The sequence below is a fragment of the Cronobacter sp. 153480017-3 genome, from assembly GCF_053627815.1.
This window is the reverse complement of the sequence record NZ_JBSEYN010000004.1, coordinates 1-15952: the sequence shown is the minus strand read 5'-3', so window position 1 is coordinate 15952 and position 15952 is coordinate 1. Positions and strand designations below refer to the sequence as shown.

Genomic DNA, 15952 nt, shown 5'->3' with positions numbered 1-15952 from the left:
CATGGCAAAGACTATTAAAATCACTCAAACCCGCAGTGCAATCGGTCGTCTGCCGAAACACAAGGCAACGCTGCTTGGCCTGGGTCTGCGTCGTATTGGTCACACCGTTGAGCGCGAGGATACTCCTGCTGTTCGCGGTATGGTCAACGCGGTTTCCTTCATGGTTAAAGTTGAGGAGTAAGAGATGCGTTTAAATACTCTGTCTCCGGCCGAAGGCTCCAAAAAGGCGGGTAAACGCCTGGGTCGTGGTATCGGTTCTGGCCTCGGTAAAACCGGTGGTCGTGGTCACAAAGGTCAGAAATCTCGTTCTGGCGGTGGCGTACGTCGCGGTTTCGAGGGCGGTCAGATGCCTCTGTACCGTCGTCTGCCGAAATTCGGTTTCACTTCTCGTAAAGCAATGATCACTGCAGAAGTTCGTCTGTCTGATCTGGCTAAAGTAGAAGGCGACGTAGTAGACCTGAACACGCTGAAAGCGGCAAACATTATCGGCATCCAGATCGAATTCGCGAAAGTGATTCTGGCTGGTGAAGTTACTCGTCCGGTAACTGTTCGTGGCCTGCGTGTAACTAAAGGCGCTCGTGCTGCTATCGAAGCTGCTGGCGGTAAAATCGAGGAATAAGTAGCAGATGGCTAAACAACCGGGATTAGATTTTCAAAGTGCCAAAGGTGGCCTTGGCGAGCTGAAACGCAGACTGCTGTTTGTTATCGGTGCGCTGATTGTGTTCCGAATTGGCTCTTTTATTCCAATCCCTGGTATTGATGCCGCTGTACTTGCCAAACTGCTTGAGCAACAGCGTGGCACCATCATTGAAATGTTCAACATGTTCTCTGGTGGTGCTCTTAGCCGTGCTTCTATTTTCGCTCTGGGTATTATGCCGTATATTTCGGCCTCTATTATTATCCAGCTGTTGACCGTCGTTCACCCGACGCTGGCAGAAATGAAGAAAGAAGGGGAGTCTGGTCGTCGTAAGATCAGCCAGTACACCCGCTACGGTACTCTGGTGCTGGCAATATTTCAGTCGATCGGTATCGCTACCGGTCTGCCGAATATGCCTGGTATGCAAGGCCTGGTAATTAATCCGGGCTTTGCATTCTATTTCACCGCTGTTGTGAGTCTGGTTACCGGGACAATGTTCCTGATGTGGCTGGGCGAACAGATTACTGAACGCGGTATCGGTAACGGTATCTCAATCATAATCTTCGCTGGTATCGTTGCGGGACTTCCGCCGGCCATTGGCCATACCATCGAGCAAGCGCGGCAAGGCGACCTGCACTTCCTCCTGTTGCTGTTGGTTGCAGTATTAGTATTCGCAGTGACTTTCTTTGTTGTGTTTGTTGAGCGTGGTCAGCGCCGTATCGTCGTGAACTATGCAAAACGTCAGCAAGGTCGTCGTGTCTATGCTGCACAGAGCACACATTTACCGCTGAAAGTGAACATGGCTGGGGTTATTCCGGCGATTTTCGCTTCCAGTATTATTCTGTTCCCGGCGACCATTGCGTCATGGTTCGGGGGCGGTACTGGTTGGAACTGGCTGACAACAATTTCGCTGTATTTGCAGCCTGGGCAACCGCTTTATGTGTTACTCTATGCGTCTGCAATCATCTTCTTCTGTTTCTTCTACACGGCGTTGGTTTTCAACCCGCGTGAGACAGCAGATAACCTGAAGAAGTCCGGTGCATTTGTACCAGGAATTCGTCCGGGAGAACAAACGGCGAAGTATATCGATAAAGTAATGACACGCCTGACCCTGGTTGGCGCGCTGTACATTACTTTCATTTGCCTGATCCCGGAGTTCATGCGTGATGCAATGAAAGTTCCGTTCTATTTCGGTGGGACGTCCTTACTTATCGTTGTTGTTGTCATCATGGACTTTATGGCTCAAGTGCAAACTCTGATGATGTCTAGTCAGTATGAGTCTGCATTGAAGAAAGCGAACCTCAAAGGCTATGGCCGTTAATGGTCGCTTGAGAAGTTACGGAGAGTAAAAATGAAAGTTCGTGCTTCCGTCAAGAAATTATGCCGTAACTGCAAAATCGTTAAGCGTGATGGCGTCATCCGTGTGATTTGCAGTGCCGAGCCGAAGCATAAACAGCGTCAAGGCTGATTATCTCGCATATTTTTCTTGCAAAGTTGGGTTGAGCTGGCTAGATTAGCCAGCCAATCTTTTGTATGTCTGTGCGTTTCCATTTGAGTATCCTGAAAACGGGCTTTTCAGCATGGGACGCATAATCAATATAGTAGGAGTGCATAGTGGCCCGTATAGCAGGCATTAACATTCCTGATCATAAGCATGCCGTAATCGCATTAACTTCGATCTACGGTATCGGCAAAACCCGTTCTAAAGCTATCCTGGCTGCAGTGGGTTTCGCTGAAGATGTTAAGATCAGTGAGCTGTCTGAAGAACAAATCGACACGCTGCGTGACGAAGTTGCCAAATTTGTCGTTGAAGGTGATCTGCGCCGTGAAGTGAGTATGAGCATCAAGCGCCTGATGGATCTTGGTTGCTATCGCGGTTTGCGTCATCGTCGTGGTCTCCCGGTTCGCGGTCAGCGTACCAAGACCAACGCACGTACCCGTAAGGGTCCGCGCAAACCGATCAAGAAATAATCGGGGTGATTGAATAATGGCAAAGGCACCAGTTCGTGCACGTAAACGTGTAAGAAAACAAGTCTCTGACGGCGTGGCTCATATCCATGCTTCTTTCAACAACACCATCGTTACTATTACTGATCGTCAAGGTAACGCTCTGGGTTGGGCAACTGCCGGTGGTTCCGGTTTCCGTGGTTCTCGCAAATCCACTCCGTTCGCAGCTCAGGTTGCAGCAGAGCGTTGCGCAGAAGCCGTGAAAGAATACGGTATCAAGAACCTGGAAGTTATGGTTAAGGGACCGGGTCCGGGCCGCGAATCTACTATTCGTGCTCTGAACGCCGCTGGTTTCCGCATCACTAATATTACTGATGTGACTCCGATCCCTCACAACGGTTGTCGTCCGCCGAAAAAACGTCGCGTATAACGCCCGTTTTTAGGAATGTTGGAGAAAGAAAATGGCAAGATATTTGGGTCCTAAGCTCAAGCTGAGCCGTCGCGAGGGCACAGACCTGTTCCTTAAGTCTGGCGTTCGCGCGATCGATACCAAGTGTAAAATTGAACAAGCTCCTGGCCAGCACGGTGCGCGTAAACCGCGTCTGTCTGACTATGGTGTGCAGTTGCGTGAAAAGCAAAAAGTTCGCCGTATCTACGGTGTGCTGGAGCGTCAGTTCCGTAACTACTATAAAGAAGCCGCGCGTCTGAAAGGCAACACCGGTGAAAACCTGTTGGCTCTGCTGGAAGGTCGTCTGGACAACGTTGTATACCGTATGGGCTTCGGCGCCACTCGTGCAGAAGCACGTCAGCTGGTTAGCCATAAAGCCATCATGGTAAACGGTCGTGTTGTTAACATCGCTTCTTACCAGGTTAGTCCGAACGACGTAGTCAGCGTTCGTGAGAAAGCGAAAAAGCAGTCTCGCGTGAAAGCCGCTCTGGAGCTGGCTGAGCAGCGTGAAAAGCCAACCTGGCTGGAAGTTGATGCTGGCAAGATGGAAGGTACCTTCAAGCGTAAGCCTGAGCGCACCGATCTGTCTGCGGACATTAACGAACACCTGATCGTCGAGCTTTACTCCAAGTAAAGCTTAGTACCAAAGAGAGGACACAATGCAGGGTTCTGTGACAGAGTTTCTAAAACCGCGCCTGGTAGATATCGAGCAAGTGAGTTCGACGCACGCCAAGGTGACCCTTGAGCCTTTAGAGCGTGGCTTTGGCCATACTCTGGGTAACGCACTGCGCCGTATTCTGCTTTCATCGATGCCGGGTTGCGCGGTGACCGAGGTTGAGATTGATGGTGTACTGCACGAGTACAGCACCAAAGAAGGCGTTCAGGAAGATATCCTGGAAATCCTGCTCAACCTGAAAGGGCTGGCGGTGAGAGTTCAGGGTAAAGATGAAGTCGTACTTACTCTGAATAAATCTGGCATTGGCCCTGTAACCGCAGCCGACATCACCCACGACGGTGATGTCGAAATCGTCAAGCCGCAGCACGTGATCTGCCACCTGACCGATGAAAACGCATCTATCAGCATGCGTATCAAAGTTCAGCGCGGTCGTGGTTATGTGCCGGCGTCTGCCCGAATTCATTCGGAAGAAGATGAGCGCCCAATCGGCCGTCTGCTGGTCGACGCTTGCTACAGCCCTGTAGAACGTATCGCCTACAATGTTGAAGCAGCGCGTGTAGAACAGCGTACCGACCTGGACAAGCTGGTCATCGAAATGGAAACCAACGGCACAATCGATCCTGAAGAGGCGATTCGTCGTGCGGCGACCATTCTGGCTGAACAACTTGAAGCTTTCGTTGACTTACGTGATGTACGTCAGCCGGAAGTTAAAGAAGAGAAACCAGAATTCGATCCGATCCTGCTGCGCCCTGTTGACGATCTGGAATTGACTGTCCGCTCTGCTAACTGCCTTAAGGCAGAAGCTATCCACTATATCGGTGATCTGGTACAGCGTACCGAGGTTGAGCTGCTCAAAACGCCTAACCTTGGTAAAAAATCTCTTACTGAGATTAAAGACGTGCTGGCCTCCCGTGGTCTGTCTCTGGGCATGCGCCTGGAAAACTGGCCACCGGCAAGCATTGCTGACGAGTAACCGGATCACAGGTTAAGGTTTTACTGAGAAGGATAAGGTCATGCGCCATCGTAAGAGTGGTCGTCAACTGAACCGCAACAGCAGCCATCGCCAGGCTATGTTCCGCAACATGGCAGGTTCTCTGGTTCGTCATGAAATCATCAAGACGACCCTGCCGAAAGCGAAAGAGCTGCGTCGCGTAGTTGAGCCGCTGATTACTCTTGCCAAGACTGATAGCGTTGCTAATCGTCGTCTGGCATTCGCCCGCACTCGTGATAACGAGATCGTGGCAAAACTGTTTAACGAGCTGGGCCCGCGTTTCGCGAGCCGTGCCGGTGGTTACACTCGCATTCTGAAGTGTGGCTTCCGTGCTGGTGACAACGCTCCGATGGCATACATCGAGCTGGTTGATCGCGCCGAGCCGCAAGCAGAAGCAGCTGCAGAGTAATTTGCAGTGAAGTGAAAAAACCCGCCTCGGCGGGTTTTTTTATATCTGTTGTTCTTTGCGCCAATCGCCTATGCTTCATTCTCGTTCTTCTTTCTCATTCCCTGCCAGGAGGCCGCTATGTGGTTAATGGAACAGTGGGCTGAGCGCCATATTCTGGAAGCCCAACAAAAAGGCGAATTCGACAATCTACCCGGTACTGGCGAGCCGTTAGTGCTGGATGACGATTCACATCTTTCCCCGGAACTACGCGTGGGTTACCGACTGCTGAAAAATGCAGGCTTTCTTCCTCCCGAGCTTGAGGCGCGCAAAGAAGCGCTTATGCTTAACGATCTGCTGGCGGAGATTAACGAGCAACATCCGGATTACCACCACGTTTGTAAAAGACTGACGTTACTTGAACTGAAGTTAAAGCAGGCCGGGCTTAGCACCGACTTTTTACATGGCAGTTATGCCCGCGCCGTCGCCAGTAAAATGGAGGAGCAATAATGTACCGTATCGGAGAGCTTGCTCGTCTGGCTGACGTCACGCCTGACACCGTGCGTTACTATGAAAAACAAAAGATGATGGAGCATGAAGTCCGCACCGAAGGTGGTTTCCGGCTCTATACAGAAAACGATTTACGGCGCCTGCGCTTTATCAGACACGCGCGGCTGCTCGGCTTTACGCTTGAGGCGATACGTGAGCTGTTATCGATCCGTATCGATCCTGAGCATCACACCTGTCAGGAGTCCAAAAGCATTGTTCAGGCGCGGCTGCATGAGGTGGACAGCCGGATACAGGAATTACAAAACATGCGCGCTTCGCTGCAAAAGCTAAATGATGCGTGCTGCGGAACGGCACACAGCAGTGTTTATTGCTCGATCCTGGAGACACTCGAGCAAGGCGCCAATGGAGAGAACGGCCAACATTGATCTTTTTTCTGAGCAAGCCTACACTTGCCGCGAATTTACCATAGGAGCAATAAATGAACCGATACAAACATACGAAGGGGCAAATTCAGGATAACGCGATTGAGGCCCTGCTACATGATCCACTGTTTCGCCAGCGCGTTGAAAAGAATCAAAAAGGGAAAGGCAGCTATCAGCGTAAAGCGAAACACGGTAAGAGAGGTAACTGGGAGGCCAGTGGCAAACAAGCAAATCGCTTTTTTACCACTGGCCTTCTGCTTTCAGGAACGGTTAAGGACGATGTTCGTTCTGTTGTTTCAGCAAATCACGGATTTCGGTGAGTAATACTTCTTCTTTGCTGGGGCCCGGCGCTTCCTTCGGTTTTTTCTGGTGTAATTTATTAATCACCTTAATGGCCAGGAAAATAGCAAAGGCAACGATGACAAAGTCGAATACGTTCTGAATAAACACGCCATAATGCATGATGACCGCCGGCGTATCGCCAACAGCAGGACGTAACGTCAAAGCGAATTGCTTAAAGTCGATACCCCCAATCAATAAGCCCAGCGGCGGCATAATGATATCGGCAACAAGTGATGAGACAATCTTACCGAAAGCCGCACCGATAATGACACCCACTGCCAAATCCACCACATTTCCGCGCATCGCGAATTCACGAAATTCTTTAAAAAAGCTCATTCTTCTACTCCCTGGATTTCAAAGCCTACCTAAGTCTAACAAAGGAAATATGATTTTCCATTTTCGCACCGCTTTGCCAATTACTTTTTAGCCATGAAAATAATGCGGATAATAGGGTGCAGAAATAATGATGGCGGCCGCAGCCGCCAGATAATTATAAAAAGAACGGGCTTGGCTGGAACAGGCGCTCAACATCCGTAACGAATTTTTTATCGGTCAGGAACATAATCACGTGATCGCCTTGCTCAATGCGTAAATTGTCATTGGCAATCATCACATCATTACCGCGCACGACGGCGCCAATGATAGTGCCTGGCGGCAGTTTAATATCATCAATGACCCGCCCGACAACCCTTGAGGTCGTTTCGTCGCCGTGCGCCACGGCTTCGATAGCTTCAGCCACACCGCGGCGTAGTGAGGATACGCTGACGATATCGGCTTTACGCACGTGGCCGAGCAGCGCGGAAATGGTGGCTTGCTGTGGCGAGATAGCAATGTCGATCACGCTTCCCTGAACAAGATCCACATAAGCGCGGCGCTGAATAAGCACCATGACTTTTTTAGCGCCCATACGTTTGGCGAGCATGGCGGACATGATATTCGCTTCGTCATCGTTCGTGACGGCGATAAAAAGATCAACCTGATCGATATGCTCTTCCGCGAGCAGTTCCTGATCCGACGCATCGCCATAAAAAACGATCGTATGCTGAAGTTTCTCGGCAAGTTCCGCGGCGCGTTGCTGATCGCGTTCGATAAGCTTAACGCTGTAGTCTTTTTCCAGCCGCTGCGCGAGCCCTGCGCCGATGTTACCGCCGCCGACCAGCATGATGCGTTTATACGGCTTTTCAAGGCGCTGAAGTTCGCTCATTACGGCGCGGATATGCTGAGATGCGGCGATAAAAAAGACTTCATCGCCTGCTTCCACAATAGTGGAACCCTGCGGTCGGATCGGCCTGTCGTGGCGAAAAATAGCGGCTACGCGGGTGTCGATATGCGGCATATGTTCGCGCATGGTCGACAGCGCATTGCCGACCAGCGGCCCGCCATAATAAGCTTTCACTACCGCGAGGCTAACTTTACCTTCGGCGAAATTCACTACCTGCAGCGCGCCCGGATATTCAATCAGCCGGTAAATATTATCAATGACCAGCTGCTCCGGGGCGATCAGATGGTCGATGGGCACGGCTTCAGGGGTGAACAGGCGCTCGGCATCCCGAACATAATCTGGTGCGCGGATACGTGCGATGCGGTTAGGCGTATTGAAAAGCGAATACGCCACCTGACAGGCAATCATATTAGTTTCATCTGAGCTCGTGACCGCGACCAGCATATCAGCGTCATCGGCACCGGCTTCACGCAGAACGCGTGGATGGGAGCCGTGTCCCTGCACAACGCGCAGGTCAAACTTATCCTGAAGGACGCGAAGGCGATCGCTGTTGGTATCGACAACGGTAATGTCGTTATTCTCGCCCACCAGGTTTTCCGCCAGGGTGCCGCCCACCTGACCGGCACCCAAAATGATAATTTTCATTGTTGTGCTTTACCCATGCGGGGCCGCCAGCAGGCCCGGTTACTTTTTAATTAGCTTAGCGTAAAAGAAGCCATCGCCTTCGGTTGCGCCTGGTAGATTCTGAATGCCGGGCGTTTGTGTCGATCCCGTACCGTCCAGCTGCGCATCCGGCGTCCGGGATAAAAATGCCCGGATCTGTTCGCTGTTTTCTTCCGGCAAAACGGAACAGGTGGCATACAGCAATGTACCGCCCGGTTTCAGATGCGGCCAGATAGCCTCGAGAATTTCAGACTGTAATTGCGCCAGTTCATTGATATCAGAATCACGGCGCAGCCATTTGATATCCGGGTGGCGGCGGATAACGCCGGTGGCGGAGCAGGGCGCATCAAGAAGGATCCGGTCGAATTGCGTTTCGCCGCACCAGGTTGACGGGAAACGACCATCACCCACTTTAACGTCGGCCTTCATCTTCAGGCGTTTGAGGTTTTCATAGACGCGGGAAATACGCTGGGCGTCCACATCGACGGCCATTACGCTGGCCTGCGGCGCGGCTTCCAGAATATGCGTGGTTTTACCGCCAGGTGCAGCGCACAGATCGAGAATCGTCTCACCGTTTTGCGGTGCTAACAATTCGACGCAGCCCTGTGCCGAGGCGTCCTGCACCGTAACCCAGCCCTGCTCAAAGCCAGGCAGCGCGCTCACCGGCGCTGGTGCATCAAGGCGTACGGCGTCCGGGTAACGCGGGTGGATATGCCCCGTCATTCCGTTTTCTTCCAGCAGCTTAAGCCATTCGTCGCGGGAATGATGTTGACGGTTGACGCGCAGCCACATCGGTGGCCGTTCGTTATTGGCTTCCACAACGGCTTGCCACTCTCGGGGCCAGGCAGTTTGAAACCTGTTCAGCAACCACATCGGGTGTAACCAGCGGGCATCCTGACCGGAAAATTCAGCCAGCAGTTCGTCCTGCTGACGCTGGAACTGACGCAGCACACCATTAATCAGCCCTTTAAACTGCATGCGCTTGATAGCGACTGCGCCTTCTACCGTCTCAGCCAGCGCCGCGTGCGGCGGAATACGCGTATAAAGAAGCTGATACAAGCCCACCATAATCAGATAATGAATGGTGCGTTGCTTACCCGTCATCGGGCGTGACATCAGTTTATTGATAAGCCATTCGAGCTGCGAGAGCGTGCGAAGCACGCCGAAACAGAGTTCCTGCAAAAGCGCTTTGTCTTTATCAGAGACTTTATGCTGGAGCGGCGGCAGAACGGTACTGAGGGACTGGCCTTTTTCGACTACCTGTTCGATAGCCTGCGCCGCCAGACTGCGGAGATTAATGGATTTTTTCATAGCCACGGGCAGGTTAACCTGCGTCTGAAATAAAAAGGCCCGGAAAACCGGGCTGTTAATGCCGACACTCAGGCGAGAATGGCGCCTGGCGTAAACCACTCCCGGCGGGAGTTTAAAAGATCCTGCGCTGACATCGGTTTTTTACCGGCAGGCTGGAGTGATTCCAGATTAAGGATGCCGTCCGTCGTCGCGACCTGGATACCCTGTTTACCGGCATCAAGTATAGTGCCAGGCGTTGCATGGCTCTGCTGACGGATAACTGACGCCTTCCAGACTTTGACAGGCTGCTCATCAATCATGAAAAAGCTGACCGGCCAGGGGTTAAACGCACGGATACAGCGTTCAAGCTGAGCTGCAGAAAGCGTCCAGTCGAGGCGTGCCTCTTCTTTACTGAGCTTGTCCGCATACGTCGCCTGGGCATCATCCTGCTTTTCAGGAACTGCGCGGCCCGCTGCCAAATCCTCAAGCGTGGCGAGCAGCCCCTGCGGGCCGAGCTGTGCCAGCTTGTCATACAGCGAGGCGCTGGTGTCGTCGGCCGTAATCGGGCAGGAGAGCTTGCGCAACATGTCGCCGGTATCGAGTCCTTTATCCATCTGCATGATGGTCACGCCGGTTTCGGCATCGCCCGCCCATAGTGAGCGCTGAATAGGTGCCGCACCGCGCCAGCGTGGAAGCAACGAGCCGTGTACGTTAATACAACCCAGGCGAGGCATGGAGAGCACTGCTTCCGGAAGGATCAAACCGTAAGCGACGACCACCATGACATCGGCATTCAGCGCGGCCACAAGCTCCTGGTTCTCCGCAGAGCGCAGGGATTTCGGCTGAAAGACCGGAATGTCGTTTTCCTGTGCCAGCACTTTTACCGGCCCGGGCATCAGCTTTTTGCCACGGCCCGCCGGGCGGTCTGGCTGAGTGAACACGCCGACCACCTGATGCGAAGAGGACAACAGCGCGTCGAGATGACGCGCTGCGAAATCCGGCGTACCGGCGAAAATAATGCGAAGTGACTCGGACACGTTATTCCCTGTCTTTATTTAACCTGCGGCTTTCGCCTTCATGCGATCCAGTTTTTCAACTTTCTGGCGAATACGCTGACGCTTCATCGGCGACAGATAATCGATAAACAATTTACCGACCAGATGATCCATTTCATGCTGAATGCAGATGGCCAGCAGGCCGTCGGCTTCCAGTTCAAAAGATTTACCGTCGCGGTCAAGCGCGCGGATTTTGACTTTCTCGGCACGCGGTACAAAAGCGCGTTGTTCCGGAATAGACAGGCAACCTTCTTCGATGCCGGTTTCGCCGGACTGTTCGAGCAGCTCCGGGTTGATAAGCACCAGGCGCTCATCGCGGTTTTCAGAAACATCAATCACGATAATGCGCTGATGAATATCCACCTGCGTTGCGGCAAGCCCAATGCCTTCTTCGGCGTACATCGTGTCGAACATATCATCAACGATACGCTGAATATCTGCATTAACTTCTTTAACCGGTTCAGCGACGATGCGAAGCCGCTCGTCCGGAATATGTAATACCTGCAAAACTGACATAAATTTCCAGAGCTGTATTCAAGAGTTGAAAGGATCTTACCTTCTATTCTAGACAAATCCCCCTTTGATTGACAGCATCAGCAAAGAATCACAGGGATTAGAGAATGGCGTCTGGCGGGGGATAGCGCGATGTCACCAACGGAGATTTGGTTACGCCTGATGGCGGTGTACAGCCTCGGCGGCGAAGTTATGGTTCGGGCTTTCCAGTGCCTGCAAAATATACCCGGCGATCCCACGGATGCCTTACGGCTGGCGGGGCTTAATAGTAAGCAACGGGCACTCTTTTTTAATTACCCGCAGGCCAAGCTTGAGGCTGCTCTGCGCTGGCTTGAAATGCCGGAGCATCATCTGCTTACCGCGCTATCGCCTGAATATCCCGTTGCTCTGAGCGCGATCGAGTGGTTTCCTGGCGCGTTGCTGGTGGCAGGCGATCCCAGGGCGCTGTCCCGCCCGCAACTGGCCGTCGTCGGGAGCCGTCATCATTCGTGGTATGGCGAACAATGGGGAAGCAAACTCTGCTATGCGCTGGCGGAAAGCGGCCTCGTCTTAACCAGCGGGCTTGCCCTAGGCATAGACGCTGTTGCGCATCGCAGCGCGCTGAAGGCGCAGGGAAAAACCATCGCGGTGCTGGGCAATGGCCTTGCGCAGATTTATCCGACGCGCCACCGTAAACTGGCGGAGGAGATCGTAGAACGGGGCGGGGCCCTGGTGTCCGAGTTTCCTTTTGAGGCGCAGCCGCGCCCGGCGCATTTCCCGAGACGTAATCGCATTATTAGTGGCTTAAGCGTTGGCGTGCTGGTGGTCGAGGCGGCGTTGCGCAGCGGCTCGCTGGTCACGGCCCGGTGCGCGCTGGAACAAGGCCGGGAGGTTTTCGCGCTCCCTGGGCCTGTTGGTAATCCCGGTTGTGAAGGCCCGCACTGGCTGATTCAGCAAGGCGCTGTCGCCGTTACGCATCCTCAGGACATTATCGATTATTTACAAAATGAGCTGCCCTGGCTCACGACTGCGAATTATTCACCGGATCAAGAGGAAGGTGCATTGCCATTTCCCGAGCTGTTGGCTAACGTAGGAGATGAGGTTACACCTGTTGACGTCGTCGCTGAACGTGCCGGCCAACCTGTGCCATTGACGGTAGCCCAGCTACTCGAACTGGAGTTAGCAGGATGGATCGCAGCTGTACCCGGCGGCTATGTCCGAGTGAGGAGGGCAGGCCATGTTCGACGTACTAATGTATTTGTTTGAAACCTATATCCATAACGAAGCTGAGATGCGCGTTGACCAGGATAAGCTGACGCGGGACCTGACGGATGCGGGTTTTGATCAGGAAGATATCTTTAATGCGCTGTTATGGCTGGAAAAGCTGGCGGATTATCAGGATGGTCTTTCCGCGCCGATGCAATTGGCGTCGGATCCACTCTCGATGCGTATTTATACCGCAGAGGAGTGCCAGCGGCTGGACGCCAGCTGTCGGGGGTTCCTGCTGTTTCTGGAACAAATTCAGGTGCTGAATCTCGAAACTCGTGAAATGGTTATCGAACGCGTCATGGCGCTGGATACTGCCGAGTTTGATTTAGAAGATCTCAAGTGGGTCATCCTGATGGTGCTGTTTAACATCCCCGGATGTGAAAACGCCTATCAACAAATGGAAGAACTGCTCTTTGAAGTGAATGACGGTATGCTGCACTGATATTTTCAGCGCAGTGGTGAATTATGGCAAGGTCAGCACTCTTTTCAGTGCCCAAACACGAGCCCTGCCCAAAATGCGGGGCTGAACTTCTTATCCGTTCCGGGAAGCATGGTCCTTTCCTGGGATGTTCGCATTATCCTGAGTGTGATTACGTTCGCCCGCTGAAAAGCCAGGCGGACGGTCATATTGTCAAAGTGCTCGAAGGTCAGCAATGCCCGGCATGTGATGCGACGCTGGTGCTACGACAGGGGCGTTTTGGGATGTTTATCGGCTGCAGCCGTTATCCTGAATGCGAACATACCGAGCAAATCGACAAACCTGACGAAACCGCATTGCGCTGCCCGCAGTGTAGCGACGGTCATCTGGTTCAGCGTCGGTCGCGTTTTGGCAAAACCTTCTATTCCTGCGATCGCTATCCGGAATGCCAGTTTGTGATTAATACCAGACCGGTGGCGGGCGAGTGCCCGGAATGCCATTATCCCCTCCTTACCGAAAAGAAAACCGCGCAGGGCATAAAACGCTTTTGCGCCAGTAAACAATGTGGAAAGCCGGTAACGGCGGAAAAAGACAGTGAAGAATAATCAGCCTGCGGACGCGATATCGTTTATCGTCGACGTCCTTAAAAAAGAACAAGTCATCGCTTATCCAACTGAAGCCGTATTTGGCGTCGGGTGCGATCCCGACAGCGAAACCGCTGTAAAACGCCTGCTTGAATTAAAGCAACGCCCGATGGAAAAAGGACTCATCCTGATTGCGGCGAATTTTGATCAACTTAAGCCTTATATAGATGATGCCGCATTAACGGCAGAACAGCGTGAGGCGGTGTTCGCCCGCTGGCCAGGGCCAGTGACGTTTGTTTTCCCGGCGAAACCGTCGACGCCACGCTGGCTGACAGGCCGTTTTGACTCGCTCGCGGTGCGCGTCACGAATCATCCTCAGGTGATTGCGCTTTGCGAAGCCTTTGGCAAGCCGCTGGTTTCAACCAGCGCGAATCTCTCCGGGCTTGAGCCATGCCGCACGGCGCAGGAAGTGCTGGCGCAGTTCGGTGATGATTTTCCTGTGCTGCATGGCGCAACAGGTGGTCGCCAGAATCCTTCCGAGATCCGTGATGCGCTGACGGGTGAACTTTTCCGACAGGGGTAACGCATGGAAACCTACGCTGTTTTTGGTAATCCTGTCTCGCACAGTAAATCGCCGTTTATTCACCAGCAGTTTGCGCAGCAGTTACAGATTGAGCATCCGTATGGCCGCGTGCTGGCACCGCTCGATGATTTTGTGAAGACGCTGGAGGACTTCTTCAGCGCAGGCGGTAAAGGCGCAAACGTGACGGTGCCTTTTAAAGAACAGGCGTTTGCTCGTGCCGATGAACTGACGGAAAGAGCGGCGCTTGCCGGTGCGGTTAATACGCTGAAACGGCTCGAAGATGGTCGTTTACTGGGCGACAATACGGATGGTATTGGGCTTTTAAGCGATCTGGAACGTCTCGGTATGATCCAGCCGCGTTACCGGATCCTGCTGGTGGGCGCTGGCGGCGCAGCGCGGGGCGTCTTGTTGCCTCTGCTGTCGCTGGATTGCGCGGTAACTATTACTAACCGCACTTTTGCCCGCGCGCAGGAACTCGCAACGCTCTTTAGTCATACCGGCAACGTTAACGCCGTCGCGCTTGCGGATCTGGTTGGCCATGAGTTCGATCTCATTATTAATGCCACTTCCAGTGGGATTCAAGGCGAGATCCCGACTCTTCCATCTTCGCTGCCCGGTAAAACAACGGCGTGCTATGACATGTTCTATCAGAAAGGGCTGACGCCATTCCTTTCATGGTGCCAGGCGCAGGGGGCAACGCAACTGGCTGACGGTATCGGGATGCTGGTGGGGCAGGCGGCGCACGCGGTTCTGCTCTGGCATGGCGTCCTGCCGAATGTTGTGCCCGTTATTGATAAGCTCAGACAGGAGCTGGCGCAATGAATCAGGCGATTCAGTTCCCGGATCGCGAGCACTGGGATGAACAGCGGCAGGCCGTTTGTTTTCCGGCGCTGGTCAGTGGGATGGTGCTTACCTGTGCTATTGCGCAGCCTGTGCTGGTGGCTCGCTTCTCAGGCACGTCGCCCGAAGAATGGATAGCCGCTTTTCGTCAGCACCGTTGGGATCTGGAAGAAGAGGCTGAGCAGCTGATCGCTGCTCAGGCCGAAGACGATCAGGGTTGGGTCTGGCTCTCCTGAGCCAGATACTCATCTTTCCACTTCACATAGTTGTTCGCCGAGTAGCGCAGCCCTTCGCGCTCGGTATCTTTTAACGGGCGAATCTGTTTTACCGGGCTGCCGAGATAAAGATAGCCGCTTTCCAGACGCTTATTCTGCGGCACCAGACTTCCCGCCCCTATCATCACGTCATCTTCTATAACGGCACCGTCAAGCACGATCGAGCCCATACCGACCAGTACACGATTGCCAATAGTGCAGCCATGCAGCATCACTTTATGCCCAACGGTAACGTCTTCCCCAATCACCAGTGGATTACCCTCGGGGTTGTATGAAGATTTATGAGTCACGTGCAATACGCTGCCATCCTGAATATTGGTGCGCGCGCCAACCGCAACGTAATTAACGTCGCCCCGAATTACTACCAGCGGCCAGATGCCGACATCATCAGCCAGTCTCACATCGCCAATCACCACGCTTGAGCTATCGACCATCACGCGCTGGCCTGTGGTGGGAAAGGTATTTTTATAAGGACGTAACACAGAAGAAGACATAGTCGCCTCGGTTTCTTATCAATCGTAAGAAGACTTTGGTTGGATTCAGGCGGCTGTGCAAGCGCAAATGTGTTTGTTCGTTGAGCAGATCGCGCGGGATCGCAGCAATAAGAATGAAAAAACAGCAGTTGAAAGAAAAGATCGAAAAAAGGGTTGTGCTGAAAACTGAGATCCCTATAATGCGCCTCCATCGAGACGGCAATGTGAAGCACTTCACGAAATAACCGGCGCGATGAGAGAAAAATCCTGAAATTAAGGGTTGACTCTGAAAGAGGAAAGCGTAATATACGCCACCTCGCGACAGCAGGCTGAATGCCGCGTCGCACCGCTCTTTAACAATTTATCAGACAATCTGTGTGGGCACTCGGGGCACTGATATCTTAACGTCTACGGACGATAAACGAATATC

24 protein-coding genes are annotated in these 15952 nt (G+C 52.9%); 18 read left to right on the top strand and 6 right to left on the bottom strand.

Annotation, left to right across the window (positions count from 1 at the left end):
- Window position 1 precedes the first annotated feature (1 nt).
- From rpmD to ACUW6V_RS10740, 12 genes are all read left to right on the top strand, one after another.
- Window positions 2-181, top strand: coding sequence for a 50S ribosomal protein L30 (rpmD, locus tag ACUW6V_RS10795; RefSeq protein ID WP_001140434.1), 180 nt, complete (start codon window positions 2-4; stop codon window positions 179-181).
- A gap of 3 nt (window positions 182-184) precedes the next feature.
- Complete coding sequence (gene rplO / locus ACUW6V_RS10790) at window positions 185-619, top strand: 50S ribosomal protein L15 (RefSeq protein WP_004388618.1); 435 nt, start codon at window positions 185-187, stop codon at window positions 617-619.
- A gap of 7 nt (window positions 620-626) precedes the next feature.
- Window positions 627-1958, top strand: coding sequence for a preprotein translocase subunit SecY (secY, locus tag ACUW6V_RS10785; protein WP_004388619.1), 1332 nt, complete (start codon window positions 627-629; stop codon window positions 1956-1958).
- A 30-nt stretch (window positions 1959-1988) separates the two neighbouring features.
- A complete protein-coding gene (gene rpmJ / locus ACUW6V_RS10780; RefSeq protein ID WP_000868187.1) occupies window positions 1989-2105 on the top strand; it encodes a 50S ribosomal protein L36 in 117 nt (38 codons plus the stop codon).
- 146 nt (window positions 2106-2251) lie between these two features.
- Window positions 2252-2608 carry a 30S ribosomal protein S13 gene (gene rpsM, locus ACUW6V_RS10775; RefSeq protein WP_004388620.1) on the top strand — a complete coding sequence of 119 codons (357 nt, stop codon included), beginning with the start codon at window positions 2252-2254 and terminating at the stop codon, window positions 2606-2608.
- Between the two features lie 16 nt (window positions 2609-2624).
- Window positions 2625-3014 (top strand): 30S ribosomal protein S11, encoded by a 390-nt coding sequence (gene rpsK, locus ACUW6V_RS10770; protein ID WP_004388621.1) that lies wholly within the window; start codon window positions 2625-2627, stop codon window positions 3012-3014.
- A gap of 31 nt (window positions 3015-3045) precedes the next feature.
- Window positions 3046-3666 carry a 30S ribosomal protein S4 gene (gene rpsD, locus ACUW6V_RS10765; RefSeq protein ID WP_004388622.1) on the top strand — a complete coding sequence of 207 codons (621 nt, stop codon included), beginning with the start codon at window positions 3046-3048 and terminating at the stop codon, window positions 3664-3666.
- 25 nt (window positions 3667-3691) lie between these two features.
- Window positions 3692-4681 (top strand): DNA-directed RNA polymerase subunit alpha, encoded by a 990-nt coding sequence (locus ACUW6V_RS10760; protein ID WP_004388623.1) that lies wholly within the window; start codon window positions 3692-3694, stop codon window positions 4679-4681.
- 40 nt (window positions 4682-4721) lie between these two features.
- On the top strand, window positions 4722-5108 hold the full coding sequence (rplQ, locus tag ACUW6V_RS10755; protein ID WP_004388624.1) for a 50S ribosomal protein L17: 387 nt from the start codon (window positions 4722-4724) through the stop codon (window positions 5106-5108).
- Window positions 5109-5225: 117 nt separating this feature from the next.
- Window positions 5226-5594 (top strand): DnaJ family domain-containing protein, encoded by a 369-nt coding sequence (locus ACUW6V_RS10750; RefSeq protein ID WP_041460346.1) that lies wholly within the window; start codon window positions 5226-5228, stop codon window positions 5592-5594.
- On the top strand, window positions 5594-6019 hold the full coding sequence (zntR, locus tag ACUW6V_RS10745; protein WP_012123586.1) for a Zn(2+)-responsive transcriptional regulator: 426 nt from the start codon (window positions 5594-5596) through the stop codon (window positions 6017-6019). The genes ACUW6V_RS10750 and zntR overlap by 1 nt, the downstream gene beginning before the upstream one ends.
- 53 nt (window positions 6020-6072) lie before the next feature.
- The gene (locus ACUW6V_RS10740; RefSeq protein ID WP_071817985.1) at window positions 6073-6336 is read left to right on the top strand and encodes an alternative ribosome-rescue factor A; all 264 of its coding nucleotides are present in this window, start codon (window positions 6073-6075) and stop codon (window positions 6334-6336) included.
- Here the strand turns inward: ACUW6V_RS10740 and mscL are convergent.
- The 5 genes from mscL to def form a co-directional block, all read right to left on the bottom strand.
- Window positions 6287-6694, bottom strand: a complete 408-nt coding sequence (gene mscL / locus ACUW6V_RS10735; RefSeq protein ID WP_007778669.1) for a large-conductance mechanosensitive channel protein MscL — start codon at window positions 6692-6694, stop codon at window positions 6287-6289. The genes ACUW6V_RS10740 and mscL overlap by 50 nt on opposite strands.
- A 154-nt stretch (window positions 6695-6848) precedes the next feature.
- The gene (gene trkA, locus ACUW6V_RS10730) at window positions 6849-8225 is read right to left on the bottom strand and encodes a Trk system potassium transporter TrkA (RefSeq protein WP_004388629.1); all 1377 of its coding nucleotides are present in this window, start codon (window positions 8223-8225) and stop codon (window positions 6849-6851) included.
- A 39-nt stretch (window positions 8226-8264) separates the two neighbouring features.
- Window positions 8265-9554 carry a 16S rRNA (cytosine(967)-C(5))-methyltransferase RsmB gene (rsmB, locus tag ACUW6V_RS10725; protein ID WP_454038425.1) on the bottom strand — a complete coding sequence of 430 codons (1290 nt, stop codon included), beginning with the start codon at window positions 9552-9554 and terminating at the stop codon, window positions 8265-8267.
- A gap of 68 nt (window positions 9555-9622) precedes the next feature.
- Window positions 9623-10570 carry a methionyl-tRNA formyltransferase gene (fmt, locus tag ACUW6V_RS10720; RefSeq protein ID WP_012123588.1) on the bottom strand — a complete coding sequence of 316 codons (948 nt, stop codon included), beginning with the start codon at window positions 10568-10570 and terminating at the stop codon, window positions 9623-9625.
- 18 nt (window positions 10571-10588) lie between these two features.
- Window positions 10589-11104, bottom strand: coding sequence for a peptide deformylase (def, locus tag ACUW6V_RS10715; protein ID WP_007871495.1), 516 nt, complete (start codon window positions 11102-11104; stop codon window positions 10589-10591).
- Between the two features lie 129 nt (window positions 11105-11233).
- On the opposite strand from def, the gene dprA reads away from it, so the two are divergent.
- From dprA to ACUW6V_RS10685, 6 genes are read left to right on the top strand one after another with little or no spacing between them, the layout of a single operon-like run.
- Entirely contained in the window at window positions 11234-12346 is a 1113-nt protein-coding gene (gene dprA, locus ACUW6V_RS10710; RefSeq protein ID WP_454038342.1) for a DNA-protecting protein DprA, read from the top strand.
- A complete protein-coding gene (gene smg / locus ACUW6V_RS10705; RefSeq protein WP_004388634.1) occupies window positions 12318-12791 on the top strand; it encodes a DUF494 family protein Smg in 474 nt (157 codons plus the stop codon). The genes dprA and smg overlap by 29 nt, the downstream gene beginning before the upstream one ends.
- 23 nt (window positions 12792-12814) lie before the next feature.
- On the top strand, window positions 12815-13372 hold the full coding sequence (locus tag ACUW6V_RS10700) for a DNA topoisomerase family protein (protein WP_032970996.1): 558 nt from the start codon (window positions 12815-12817) through the stop codon (window positions 13370-13372).
- Window positions 13362-13934, top strand: a complete 573-nt coding sequence (tsaC, locus tag ACUW6V_RS10695; protein ID WP_012123592.1) for an L-threonylcarbamoyladenylate synthase type 1 TsaC — start codon at window positions 13362-13364, stop codon at window positions 13932-13934. The genes ACUW6V_RS10700 and tsaC overlap by 11 nt, the downstream gene beginning before the upstream one ends.
- A 3-nt stretch (window positions 13935-13937) precedes the next feature.
- Window positions 13938-14756 carry a shikimate dehydrogenase gene (aroE, locus tag ACUW6V_RS10690; RefSeq protein ID WP_012123593.1) on the top strand — a complete coding sequence of 273 codons (819 nt, stop codon included), beginning with the start codon at window positions 13938-13940 and terminating at the stop codon, window positions 14754-14756.
- Window positions 14753-15010: a DUF1488 family protein gene (locus ACUW6V_RS10685; protein ID WP_004388638.1), complete on the top strand. Its 258-nt coding sequence runs from the start codon at window positions 14753-14755 to the stop codon at window positions 15008-15010. The genes aroE and ACUW6V_RS10685 overlap by 4 nt, the downstream gene beginning before the upstream one ends.
- On the opposite strand, the gene ACUW6V_RS10680 is transcribed toward ACUW6V_RS10685, so the two are convergent.
- The gene (locus tag ACUW6V_RS10680; RefSeq protein ID WP_032989282.1) at window positions 14986-15543 is read right to left on the bottom strand and encodes a gamma carbonic anhydrase family protein; all 558 of its coding nucleotides are present in this window, start codon (window positions 15541-15543) and stop codon (window positions 14986-14988) included. The genes ACUW6V_RS10685 and ACUW6V_RS10680 overlap by 25 nt on opposite strands.
- Between the last annotated feature and the right edge of the window lie 409 nt (window positions 15544-15952).

Coding starts and splice junctions, on each gene's coding strand:
- ACUW6V_RS10750 (WP_041460346.1), top strand. CDS start 5,226: ATGTGGTTAATGGAACAGTGGGCTGAGCGCCATATTCTGGAAGCCCAA.
- aroE (WP_012123593.1), top strand. CDS start 13,938: ATGGAAACCTACGCTGTTTTTGGTAATCCTGTCTCGCACAGTAAATCG.
- ACUW6V_RS10740 (WP_071817985.1), top strand. CDS start 6,073: ATGAACCGATACAAACATACGAAGGGGCAAATTCAGGATAACGCGATT.
- rpsD (WP_004388622.1), top strand. CDS start 3,046: ATGGCAAGATATTTGGGTCCTAAGCTCAAGCTGAGCCGTCGCGAGGGC.
- ACUW6V_RS10680 (WP_032989282.1), bottom strand. CDS start 15,543: ATGTCTTCTTCTGTGTTACGTCCTTATAAAAATACCTTTCCCACCACA.
- ACUW6V_RS10760 (WP_004388623.1), top strand. CDS start 3,692: ATGCAGGGTTCTGTGACAGAGTTTCTAAAACCGCGCCTGGTAGATATC.
- rpmJ (WP_000868187.1), top strand. CDS start 1,989: ATGAAAGTTCGTGCTTCCGTCAAGAAATTATGCCGTAACTGCAAAATC.
- rplO (WP_004388618.1), top strand. CDS start 185: ATGCGTTTAAATACTCTGTCTCCGGCCGAAGGCTCCAAAAAGGCGGGT.
- smg (WP_004388634.1), top strand. CDS start 12,318: ATGTTCGACGTACTAATGTATTTGTTTGAAACCTATATCCATAACGAA.
- ACUW6V_RS10685 (WP_004388638.1), top strand. CDS start 14,753: ATGAATCAGGCGATTCAGTTCCCGGATCGCGAGCACTGGGATGAACAG.
- rsmB (WP_454038425.1), bottom strand. CDS start 9,554: ATGAAAAAATCCATTAATCTCCGCAGTCTGGCGGCGCAGGCTATCGAA.
- def (WP_007871495.1), bottom strand. CDS start 11,104: ATGTCAGTTTTGCAGGTATTACATATTCCGGACGAGCGGCTTCGCATC.
- ACUW6V_RS10700 (WP_032970996.1), top strand. CDS start 12,815: ATGGCAAGGTCAGCACTCTTTTCAGTGCCCAAACACGAGCCCTGCCCA.
- trkA (WP_004388629.1), bottom strand. CDS start 8,225: ATGAAAATTATCATTTTGGGTGCCGGTCAGGTGGGCGGCACCCTGGCG.
- zntR (WP_012123586.1), top strand. CDS start 5,594: ATGTACCGTATCGGAGAGCTTGCTCGTCTGGCTGACGTCACGCCTGAC.
- rpmD (WP_001140434.1), top strand. CDS start 2: ATGGCAAAGACTATTAAAATCACTCAAACCCGCAGTGCAATCGGTCGT.
- dprA (WP_454038342.1), top strand. CDS start 11,234: ATGTCACCAACGGAGATTTGGTTACGCCTGATGGCGGTGTACAGCCTC.
- rpsK (WP_004388621.1), top strand. CDS start 2,625: ATGGCAAAGGCACCAGTTCGTGCACGTAAACGTGTAAGAAAACAAGTC.
- secY (WP_004388619.1), top strand. CDS start 627: ATGGCTAAACAACCGGGATTAGATTTTCAAAGTGCCAAAGGTGGCCTT.
- rplQ (WP_004388624.1), top strand. CDS start 4,722: ATGCGCCATCGTAAGAGTGGTCGTCAACTGAACCGCAACAGCAGCCAT.
- mscL (WP_007778669.1), bottom strand. CDS start 6,694: ATGAGCTTTTTTAAAGAATTTCGTGAATTCGCGATGCGCGGAAATGTG.